At 36.7% G+C, this 11,163-nt stretch carries 11 protein-coding genes; 4 read left to right on the top strand and 7 right to left on the bottom strand.

The genetic code is table 11. The annotated features are described in order from the left end of the window. Positions 1-1,440 (top strand): histidine-type phosphatase (locus tag UC75_RS02415; protein ID WP_228137032.1); only part of this gene is annotated, 1,440 nt, incomplete at its 5' end. Between the two features lie 106 nt (positions 1,441-1,546). After that, on the top strand, positions 1,547-2,290 hold the full coding sequence (locus UC75_RS02420; RefSeq protein WP_049836552.1) for an adenosylcobinamide-GDP ribazoletransferase: 744 nt from the start codon (positions 1,547-1,549) through the stop codon (positions 2,288-2,290). Positions 2,291-2,364: 74 nt separating this feature from the next. Here UC75_RS02420 and UC75_RS02425 read toward each other — a convergent pair whose 3' ends face one another. Together UC75_RS02425 and UC75_RS02430 are read right to left on the bottom strand one after the other, a co-directional pair. Continuing rightward, positions 2,365-3,474, bottom strand: a complete 1,110-nt coding sequence (locus tag UC75_RS02425) for a 3-deoxy-7-phosphoheptulonate synthase (protein ID WP_013198033.1) — start codon at positions 3,472-3,474, stop codon at positions 2,365-2,367. A gap of 96 nt (positions 3,475-3,570) precedes the next feature. After that, positions 3,571-4,458 (bottom strand): sulfite exporter TauE/SafE family protein, encoded by an 888-nt coding sequence (locus UC75_RS02430; protein ID WP_049836553.1) that lies wholly within the window; start codon positions 4,456-4,458, stop codon positions 3,571-3,573. Between the two features lie 61 nt (positions 4,459-4,519). Here UC75_RS02430 and UC75_RS18580 point away from each other — a divergent pair, with 61 nt between their 5' ends. Next, the gene (locus UC75_RS18580) at positions 4,520-4,636 is read left to right on the top strand and encodes a hypothetical protein (protein ID WP_128825116.1); all 117 of its coding nucleotides are present in this window, start codon (positions 4,520-4,522) and stop codon (positions 4,634-4,636) included. On the opposite strand, the gene UC75_RS02435 is transcribed toward UC75_RS18580, so the two are convergent. The 4 genes from UC75_RS02435 to UC75_RS02450 all read right to left on the bottom strand — a co-directional run bounded on the left by UC75_RS02435 (position 4,611) and on the right by UC75_RS02450 (position 8,939). Then, positions 4,611-4,892 carry a hypothetical protein gene (locus UC75_RS02435; protein ID WP_049836554.1) on the bottom strand — a complete coding sequence of 94 codons (282 nt, stop codon included), beginning with the start codon at positions 4,890-4,892 and terminating at the stop codon, positions 4,611-4,613. The two genes, UC75_RS18580 and UC75_RS02435, sit on opposite strands and share 26 nt — an antisense overlap. Next, positions 4,889-6,445: a PepSY-associated TM helix domain-containing protein gene (locus UC75_RS02440; protein WP_049836555.1), complete on the bottom strand. Its 1,557-nt coding sequence runs from the start codon at positions 6,443-6,445 to the stop codon at positions 4,889-4,891. The genes UC75_RS02435 and UC75_RS02440 overlap by 4 nt, the downstream gene beginning before the upstream one ends. Further along, on the bottom strand, positions 6,438-6,737 hold the full coding sequence (locus UC75_RS19860) for a hypothetical protein (protein ID WP_005304867.1): 300 nt from the start codon (positions 6,735-6,737) through the stop codon (positions 6,438-6,440). Before UC75_RS19860 ends, UC75_RS02440 begins: the two co-directional genes overlap by 8 nt. A gap of 66 nt (positions 6,738-6,803) precedes the next feature. Next, positions 6,804-8,939, bottom strand: coding sequence for a TonB-dependent siderophore receptor (locus tag UC75_RS02450; RefSeq protein WP_049836556.1), 2,136 nt, complete (start codon positions 8,937-8,939; stop codon positions 6,804-6,806). A 220-nt stretch (positions 8,940-9,159) separates the two neighbouring features. Between UC75_RS02450 and lpxB the strand changes: the two genes are divergently transcribed. After that, entirely contained in the window at positions 9,160-10,335 is a 1,176-nt protein-coding gene (gene lpxB / locus UC75_RS02455) for a lipid-A-disaccharide synthase (protein ID WP_049836557.1), read from the top strand. Here the strand turns inward: lpxB and UC75_RS02460 are convergent. Beyond that, positions 10,332-10,979, bottom strand: a complete 648-nt coding sequence (locus tag UC75_RS02460) for a CerR family C-terminal domain-containing protein (protein ID WP_049836558.1) — start codon at positions 10,977-10,979, stop codon at positions 10,332-10,334. The genes lpxB and UC75_RS02460 overlap by 4 nt on opposite strands. Positions 10,980-11,163 lie beyond the last annotated feature (184 nt).

The following is an 11,163-nucleotide window of genomic DNA, read 5'->3' on the forward strand; positions in this document are numbered from 1 at the left end:
CCTTACCAACCACAACAAGAAATAAAAAACTATGAAACAGCACCCAATGGGTTCCAGCCAGTTTTTACAGAATTAGTGGCACGTCACGGTTCAAGAGGTCTCTCAAGTCTGAAATATGATTTGGCACTTTATAATTTATGGAAACAGGCAAAAGCAGAAAATGTGTTAACACCATTAGGTGAACAATTGGGTGCAGATTTAGAAGCAATGATGAAAGCCAATATCTTATTAGGCTATGGCGTGGAAGGAATTCGCCAGTACGGTTACGGAAATGAAACCATGACTGGTATTTTAGAACACCGTGGCATTGCAGATCGTTTATTACAGCGCTTACCAAGTCTTCTAAATTCGCAAGCATCTATATTAGTACAAAGTTCTGGGGTGGATCGTGCAGTAGATAGTGCTAAATTCTTCACGGTTGAACTTATTCAACAACAACCTCAACTTAAAGATAAAATTGTACCAACGTCTTATACCAATTTATCGAGTGCAAGCGTTCCAAGTGTTGAAGATGGTGGCGTTGATCGTTTTAAACTCTATTTTCATAGTCTGAATGCAGATGAAGATTTAAATCAGCCATTGAGTCCTAATCAACAGAAAATTTATGATGCTAGTCAGGCCTATCAAGATTTTGAAGAAAATAATAAAGATTTAGCCCAAAAGTTAGATGAATTATCAAAAAATACAGCAGCTGAAAAAACTGCCCAAACTGTACTTAATCCGATTTTTAAAGCAGACTTTATTAAAAAATTGGGTACAACAGGTTATAACTTTAGCAATACTGGATCCTTTACGGTAACTTCACCAAAAGGTGAGCAAATTACAGAAAAAGGTAAGGGTAAAAATACAATTGCCAGTGCAGTTGATGCAGCAGCTTATATTTATGAGCTCTATTCAATTTCTGGTGGCATGAAAGATGAGTTAAAGGGTATCGATTTTGATAAATATATGCCGTTAGATGCTGCAAAATTCTACGCTGAATTTAATGATGCAAACGATTTTTACGAAAAAGGTCCAAGTTTTACAGAGTCAAATCAAGTCACGAGTGAAATTGCTAAAGGGCTTAAACAGGACCTGTTCCAACAAGTTGACGCCGTGGTGAATAAAGCTCAGCCTTACAAAGCAGTTTTACGGTTTGCCCATGCTGAAATTATTATTCCTTTGGCAACCAGCCTAGATTTACATAATATGATGCAGCCTTTACCACTACATCAGACTTATAATTACTCAACCAGCGCATGGCGTGGTGAAGTAGTTTCACCTATGGCGGCAAATGTCCAATGGGATATTTACCAAAATAGCCAAGGCAATACTTTGGTAAAAATGCTTTATAACGAAAAAGAAACTTTGTTCAAATCTGCATGTAACTATGCACGTTATACACCAACTAGTTTTTACTACGACTACATCAAATTGAAACAGTGCTATCAAATGCAATAGATTTTCAGTTTTTGAAGTCTTTAATGGGAATAGGGATTGCTATTCCCATTTTTATTTCTTCATAATCCAATTTGCTTTTAAATATAGATCAGTTAGAGACTTGGATATGACACCTTTTTGGATTGCATTGCAATTTTTAACTGTTCTGCCTATTGAGCTAAAGACAATGCCAACGGCGCAACAAAATGGTCGAGCTATTTTGTTTTATCCTCTGGTCGGGCTGATTATTGGTAGCATTCTTTTTCTTATCTCGTGTCTTTTAGTTAAATTACCCGTTCTTTTGCTTGCTACAATCCTAATGACTTTATGGATTTGGCTGACAGGGGGATTACATCTAGACGGGCTAGCAGATACGACAGATGCATGGGTGGGCGGTTTTGGAGACAAACTACGTACTTTACAAATCATGAAGGATCCAAGTTGTGGTCCAATTGGCGTGCTAAGTTTAGTTATTATTTGTTTGCTCAAGTTTGTACTGATTTATGTGTTGGTTGAACAACATCAAACGTTATTTTTAGTCTTTGTTCCCGTACTTGGGCGTATTGTGCCATCTATTTTGTTTTTGACCACACCATATGTCCGTGAAAAAGGTTTAGGCCGTTCTTTGACTGATCATTTACCTAAAACAGCGTCATGGATAATAACTGCGGTAGTTTTGTTATTGGCTTTATATTGGGAATGGCAAGGGCTCATCGCCATTATTAGCTTTTTGATCAGTCTAGTTTATTTAAGACATCTTTTTATTAAAAGAATTGGCGGTATTACAGGTGATACAGTCGGGGCAGCAATTGAGCTTAGCGAAACCGCGCTACTTTTTACTTTTGTGGTGAGTTATTTTTATTTAGTTTGATGTTAAATTCCGACAAAGAAAAATAAAAAAGCCCTCAAAGATGAGGGCTTAATTGATCTTCTTGAAAAGATGTATTAACGATTTGGTAAAACGTCTTTTAAAGCTTCATGCATTTCAAGCAATGTTTTTTCAGTCGTTTCCCAGTCAATACAGCCATCAGTCACTGATTTGCCATATTCAAGATCACAAAGATTCTCAGGAATATCTTGGCGGCCGCCTTTTAAGTGACTTTCAACCATAAGACCAACAATTGACTTATTACCATCTAAAATTTGTTCAGTAATATTTTTAAGAACAAGTGGTTGTAAGTATGGGTCTTTATTTGAGTTTGCGTGGCTCGCATCAATCATGATTTTAGTGCTAACTTTTGCTTTCGCTAAAGCATTTTCAGCTTCTTCAACAGAGCCAGCATCGTAGTTCGGCTTGCCATTACCACCACGTAATACTACGTGTGCGTAAGGGTTACCGCTTGTATTAATAATCGAAACTTGTCCGTCTTCATTAAGACCTAAGAAGCTATGACCATATTTAACAGACTGCATCGCATTGGTTGCAACAGTTAAACCGCCATCTGTACCATTTTTAAAACCTACTGGTGATGATAGACCAGAAGACATTTCGCGGTGAGTTTGGCTTTCAGTTGTACGTGCACCAATTGCAGACCAAGAAATTAAGTCTTGGTAGTATTGCGGAGAGTTCGGGTCAAGTGCTTCAGTTGCACATGGTAAACCTTTTTCATTTAATTCAAGTAAAAGCTTACGACCAATACGTAAACCTTTTTCAATATTAAAAGAGTCATTCATGTCAGGGTCATTAATGAGACCTTTCCAACCAATTGTTGTACGTGGTTTTTCAAAATAAACACGCATAACTAAATATAGTGAATCTTTAACCTTTTCACTTAATGCTTTTAAACGATCGGCATATTCGTGGGCAGCTTTTGGATCATGAATAGAGCAAGGACCAATAACGACAAACAAACGCTTATCTGAACCATCTAAAATATTACGAATGGTATCGCGACCTTTTAGAACAGTTTGTGAAGCAACATCAGATAAAGGAAGTTCTGATTTAAGCTCGGCTGGTGTTACAAGAGTTTGAATGCTTTTAATATTAACGTCGTCGATATCTGGCTTTGAAACGGAATTTGAATGTGTAGTCATTGCTGTCACTGGTTCGATCATACTAAAGGTTGTTTTGTATACTGAATATACCATGAAATAATTATGAAAATCCTACATCTCATGGTATTTCAGTTTGGAAAAATCTTATTGATTTTGCTATCTTTCAGTTGAGTTGCTTGTTTTTTCGGCAACCACAGCTTGTTGTTGTACCACAGGTGCTTTCGGTTTTGCTTTGACTGGGTGAACCATAAAGTTAACACCGAGGGCAAATAGGGTAATCCCTAAAATTTTTCGGATTAAACGTTCTGGCATACGAGAACTAATGAGCGTACCAACAATAATTGCAGGAATTGAACCTACCAATAACCACATAAGAAGCGTAAAGTCGACGTTACCAGCACTCATATGCCCAAGGCCAGCCACTAAAGTGAGTAATACGGCATGTACAACATCTGAACCAATAATTCGAATCATTGGCAAGTTCGGGAACATGATCACGAGGGCCATAATCCCAAATGCACCAGCACCGACTGATGAAAGCGTTACGAATACACCTAAGATGATACCCATAACCACGATAAAGCTACGTTTTTTATGGATAGCTAAATGCTCAGTCTCAGTTTGAGTGACTTCTTTACTTCTAAAACGACTAAAGAACTTCTCAATACGGGAGCGGAAAATGATAGATACACCAGTTAAAGTCAGCATAAAACCTAATACCATGGTGAGTACAGCTTTATAGTGCGTTGACTGACTTAAATAATGCTCAAGTACCCATGTGGTACCGAAGGATGCAGGAATACTGCCTACTGCTAACCATAAAACAATTGGCCAGACAATATTGAGCTTTCTAGCGTGAACCATTGATCCACAAAATTTTGAAATTGCGGCATAAAGTAAATCGGTACCAATTGCGATATGAGGTTCAATTCTAAAAAGGCCAATTAAAATTGGTGTCATTAATGATCCACCACCAACTCCTGTAATCCCTACACAGAAACCAACTAACATACCTGCTAAGATAAATTCAAAAGCACCAGACATCTTTATCGCCACTTATCACGAAACGCACATATCTTATTCCTTTTAGAGATAAACAGTTGTCATGAATAATGATTTGCTTATGCAAAAAAAAGCTAAGCAATCAAAATATTGCTTAGCTTGTTCTATTTTTCATCATTTTTTGAAGAAAAAGATTATTTTGAAGACTTTAGCGGATTAACTAGAAGTATAAGAATAAAAGTTAATGGGGTTGCAAAGATCCACCAACTGACAAAACCAATTGAAAATTTATAGTGTTGAATAAGAATAAATGCACATAAACCAAATAGCATGAATGCAGCTATTTTAAAGTGCCAGTAATACTTTTGAGCTAATGATTTGAAATGACCTGTTGATTTCGGTGATCGATATTTTTCGCTCGCCATAAATAACAAATACATACCTAATAAGATTAAGAGGAAAGCTATAAAAATCATGAGCTCACCTCAGTATTTAATTTATTCAGCTTTTTTTGAATCTTTTCTACAGCTTTATGCTGAATAGGTTGAATTTTGAAGAATATAAAAATTGCTAAAGCTGCAAAGATCCACAAAAATACATCTACACGTGCAAACGTCCAATAATCTCTGAGGCTTTGAACATACTCATGTTTAAGTAAATAACTTAGATTTAAGATGGGAAGTGCAATACAAAGCATAATAAAAACGCAAAGTTGAGTTCGCCACAAATGCTGCTTTTTAGTGAATAAAGCAATGATCAAGCTGACTAACCAAACTAAGAAAAAGCTATAAACTTCATAATTGATCGAGGTTGAAGTGACTGTAAACAATCGATTGGCGCTTAAATAGGCGAGAGTTGCACAAGGTAATCCAACAAACGCTGCAACATTCAATCGGTCAACTAAATAGTGCCCGAAATGAAATTTACTATTCTTATTTTGAATTTGACGTTTAAGACTCCAAAGTAATAAACCAGAGGCAATCATTACACAGCCTAAAATGCCTGAGAAAAAGAATCCTAGACGAAGTAAAGGCTGAGCAAATGTCGCCATATGTAGCCCATAGACACCCGCATTTAACGTTGCAATAGGACTATTATTACGTGTGTCTTCTAAGACTTTGCCGGTTGAAGCATTTAATGTAATTTGAGCTTGATTACGAGTAATAGAGCGGTCTTCTTGCTGAATAAAAGTAATTTGCGTCTGATTGGTATTCGGGTTTTTCACACTAATCGTTGATAAAGGTTGATTACCCCAACTTTGTTGAACTTGGTTCAATAGCTTATCAATAGCTAAGTTTTGAGCAGGCTGAATTGATTGATTCTCAAGTACAGTCTTTGTGCGGATTTCGGTAAAATATTGATAAGGGTTTTCAGGGTAAATCTTTTGCATTCCCCAAGGTAGATATAAATAAAAGAAAATTGCTAAGCCCGTAAATGTAATGGTTAAAAAGAAGGGCAGTGCAACGACTGAAGAAATATTGTGAAAGTCTAGCCATGAACGCTGAGACTTAAATGTGCGTAAAGTAAAAAAGTCGGTAAATATTTTTTTATGGGTAATAATGCCTGAAACCAAAGCAATCAGCATAATAAATGCGGCAAGACATACGACTAATCGCCCAACTATGATTGGAATGCCAAAAAGTTGGTAATGGAAGCGGTAAAAAAAATCGCCGCCTAGAGTTGCCGAAAGTTGAAGTTCTTTTCCCGTGTTAGCATCAAGTGTGGCATTGCCATAACCGCCGTCAGCTTTTTCCCAATACATAGTGTTGACGGGACTTTCTGGTGTAGCAACTGTTAAATACCAAGATTTGGCATCTGGAGCGTTTTCTTGTAAATATTGATATGCTGTTTTAATAGCAATATCTTGCTTTACTTCATATTGCGCAAGTGCAGGTTGCATCCATAAATTAATTTCGTGGCGGTAATAGGACAAACTTCCCATTAAGAAAATGGCAAATACGAGCCATCCAAATATTAAGCCAGTCCATGAGTGCAGCCATGCCATAGATTGACGTATACCTTTATGCATAACCCACCATACGTGTCACAAAAAAGAAAAGGGCGCACAAAACAATTGATAGCCCAGTGAGTTTCAAAAGTGATTGAACGCAGAAACCAACAATCACAAAGATGACGTAAAATAGAATTGCTATAAATGCTGCGAGATATATAGCTTCAGCTTTGTCGAGGGTCAAAAGGAAAATTCCAATGAGTCCAAGACTTAAATATGCCATACAGGCAAAGCCCATACCGAAAACTAGCAAGAATCGATAGAAAACTTTTATACGATATGACACAGGGAGATTTACAGTTTTGGACATCTTTACTGACACATACACAAAGAATAATAAGTAAAGCCAATCCCTAAATTGGGATTGGCTACGATATTAATATTTAAACTTTACAGCAACTGTATAGTTGGCAGAAGGACCATAAAAAGCTTGGCCATCTGGAAAACTATTTAAATATTTCTTGTCAAAAATATTATTACCATTTGCTTGAAGCGTAATATGATCGTTGACTTCATAGCTGGCCATTAAATTAACTAAAGCATATGCATCTTGTTTAATCGTACTGTTAATATTTGAATCATATAACTTTATCCCATCTTGCCATTGTAACCCTGCACCAAATTTTAGCTTCGGTAAAACTGGCGGCGTGTAGGTGGTTAGCACGTTAAGTGTCTGGTTTGGATTATAAGTTCTTGCCTCGCCGCCATTTTTAATATCTTTAATACTAAATTGAGCATAGCCGAAAGACAGATTCACATTATTTGTGATTTGACCTGATAAGCCGACTTCTACACCTTGTGACTCTAAATCACTCGTTGGTACTTTTCGATTAAGTGGATTTCCATCAGAGCTACGTAGAGGGTAATTATTTTGTTCAGTTTTAAATACTGAAAGTGTTCCTGTTAAACGGTCATCTAGCCATGAACTTTTTACGCCCATCTCATAGCTTTTACCATCAATAGGTTTTAAAGCTTGATTGGTATCTTTATCAATACCAGTTTGAGGACGGAAAATTGAGGTGTAACTCATATAACCTGTATATTCAGGTGTAAAGTTATAAGTTAGTCCAACATAGGGTGAGACTTTACTTTCACTATATGACATTGGTGAACCATAACTTTCACCTTTACTTTCAGCTTGGACATAGTTTGCACCAAGTAAAAGTTTTAAATCTTCATTAAGATGTAAGCGTGTCGCAGCATAGATGGAATTAATATTCTGCTTATAGTTTGCAGCTTCTGTGAAATCTGACCAAGTTATAGATTGCGGTGTCCAACTTGACCAATCCGTAGTGGTTGATTTTATGACGTTACTATCGTTAATCGTTCCTGTAGATTGTTTATCTTGCTGATGACTACGTACATAGCTATAGCCTAAAGATGCCTCATGTTCTCGATTGAAAAGTTTATATGTTCCTTCGAGATTAAAATCGACAGCATGTTTTTCTTGGTGCTCTTGACCACCCCAAGGGGTTAGAGAAACACCTGATCCATCAGCTTTTGGATAACCATAATAATAAAGAAGACGACTATTATGCTTGGTATCAAGGTAGTTATAGGTCAGCTTAGCGGTCCACTGATCATTAATTTTTTGCTTTAATTCAACAAAAGCATTTTGTGTTTCATTATCCCAGTGTGCCCAGTCAGGGTTAGGGTTATATGAGCGGTCATATGAAATTTGTTTACCATTGGCATCTAACAAAGGCAGAGCACCCCAGTTGTTTGCATTGGGTTTATTTTGTTCTTGGCTATAACCAGCGGTCAGTAAAGTACTATCTGTCAAATCAGCTTCAATAATACCTGCGAAACCATTTCTCTCTGACGAATATCGATCAAGGTAAGAATCACCAGTTTGCTCATAGCCCATAATACGGCCACGTACTTTTCCACTCGGTATTATTGCACCAGAGACATCAGCTTCATAACGCTGCGTATCCCAAGAACCATAACTTACACCGCCACTTGCTTGGAATTCTTGAGTCGGGCGTTTTCTAATATTGTTGATTGTTGCACTTGGATCACCGAAGGCGTTAGTTAAAGAATCAGCACCTTTAACGACTTCTACACGATCATAGAAATAAGTATCAGGATTCGTATTGTTATAGTTATAACCTGAGAGGGGAAAACCCACGCCGTCAGTTAATATATTTGAAATCTCGAAGCCGCGAGCCATATAAGTAGTTCGCTCAGTTTCTTGATTAGATACGGTTACACCGGGAGTATTTTTTAAAACATCTCGTGTACTGGTAAGTCCGAAATCTTCAATTTGCTGACGAGTAACGACATTAATAGTTTGAGGAGTTTCTTTAGCCTCTATATTAAGCTTGGTTGCGCTACTTGAGTTCTTAACATTATATGCTTTGGTTTGTTCAGAAGACTGTTCAGCATTTGATGCTTTAATTTGGATCGTCTGTAAAGATTGTACCTCTGAGTCTTGAGCATAAGAGAGGTTCGCATAACAAATCGCGCAGGCGATTACAGTAAGCTTAAATGGTCGAGGTGGGATATTCATAAGATTAAGGATAATGTAAATAATTCTCATTTATTTTATTGTTTGTAAATGTAAGCTACAATTCAAATTGCATTGTTAATTTAGATTAAAAGATGGTGAATGAGTGTAATTTTAGATAGCTTGTGCTGTGACTGCTTTTGGTAAGTACATATCGATCAAGTTCAAGATTGATAAACCTCTATGCTAGAATGCATTATTTCAAATTCTTGGGTAAATCGCCTTGGCAAACCGAAAACTTAAAATAGGCATTGTAGTTGGGGAAGTTTCTGGAGATACGCTTGGTGTGAAACTTATGCGTAGTTTTCGAGAACAAGGAATAGATGCCGAATTTGAGGGAATCGGTGGTCCTCAAATGATTGCTGAAGGTTTTAACAGTTATTACCCAATGGAAACTCTGTCTGTGATGGGGATTGTTGAGGTATTAAAAGACTTAAAAAAATTATTCGCCGTGCGGGATGGTTTAATCAATCAATGGACTCAAAATCCAGTTGATATTTTTATTGGTATTGATGCGCCAGACTTTAACCTCAGACTTTCTAAAAGTATTAAAGAAAAGAATCTTCCAATAAAAACAGTTCAATATGTCAGTCCTTCGGTTTGGGCGTGGCGTCAAGGACGTGTTCATGGCATTAAACAAAGTATAGATTTAGTACTTTGCTTATTTCCTTTTGAAAAAGTTTTTTATGAACGATATGAAGTTCCAGCAGCATTTGTAGGTCATCCATTAGCTAAACAATTGCCACTTGAAAATCCAATCCAAATTGCCAAACAGCAATTAGGTCTTAATGAAAATCAAAAACATATTGCGTTATTACCAGGCAGTCGAAAAGGTGAGGTAGAACGACTTTTGCCTATGTTGCTTGGAACTGCCAATATTCTTCATAAGAAATATCCAGACATTCAATTTTTAATTCCCGCAATTAACGTTGCACGAAAACAACAGATTGAGCAGGGTGTTGAACAATTAGCGCCTAATTTGAAAACTGTAATTCATATTTTAGAAAATACAGATAGTGAGTCTAAGGTTGGCCGTATGGTCATGAATGCAAGTGATATCATTGCCTTAGCTTCTGGGACTGCGACATTAGAAGCCATGCTCATGCATAGACCAATGGTCACTTTCTATAAATTACATTGGTTGACCTATATAATTGCTAAGCTTTTGGTGAAAATTCCTTATTATTCTTTGCCTAATATTATTGCGGGTAAGAAAGTCATTGAAGAGCTGATTCAAGCTGATGCCACACCAGAACATTTAGCAAGTGAAATAGAAAAACTAATGAATGTTGAGACAGCTCAAATTCAAGTGATGCAACATTTAACCATGCATAAACAACTTATTTCTGGAAATACAGAAGATCCAGTGCAGGCAATTTTGCAATGTTTAAATAGCTAATTTTTAATATTTGCTTGGCTAATTGCTTTTAAGCCAGCTAAAGAAAATTTCTTAAAATGTTCAACTAAACCGTGTAATGGCATCTGGGCAATATTTTTAAGCGGCTCAGGTGCTTGAGCATTTGGTCCAGCAATAATGAGCATCATGCAAGGTGTCATCACGCTTAAAATACAAGGCAACACCGCTGGATCATTTTCATCTAAACCAGCAACTTGACTAATGAGCTTACGAATAAGAAAAAATTTTCTCATACCTGCAAATTCAATAAAATTTAATAAATGCTCAGAAGGTGAAAAGAGTTCACGAATAAAGACTTTGCCATGCCAAACATCTTTTTCAGTTAATTTATGCAGCAAGGTCTCAAGTAATAAGCTTAGCTTTTCTTCTGGTGACTGAGTGCTTTCAACAAGTTCTAGTAAATATTTTTCATCAAGATAATGAGCGTGAGCTTCCACTAACACAGCTTGATACAGCCCATCTCGACCATCAAAGTGATAATTAATTGCAGCCAAATCGACATTCGCAGCGTTAGCAATTGTTTTGTTCGCTGTCTTTGCAAAACCATATTGGGCAATTAAAGGTCCTGCTGCCTCAATAATTTTGGACTTGGTTAAGTCACCATCACTTCGTCTAGATCTGGACATATTTAACCCTAACTTTGATTCACCATAAAAGTATATCTTTTATTCAAAGATTGGAGTAATTTAAATTTAAATTGAATTTAAACTAATAAAATTTGAATTTAATAAGAAGGCCAATAAGATGAAGAAAAAAGTGATTGCCGTCGTCTTGGTTGTTATAGCTGTGGTTATCATCGGCTTTTGGGCG

The organism is Acinetobacter sp. V2, from assembly GCF_001188385.1.
Classification (GTDB): domain Bacteria; phylum Pseudomonadota; class Gammaproteobacteria; order Pseudomonadales; family Moraxellaceae; genus Acinetobacter; species Acinetobacter oleivorans.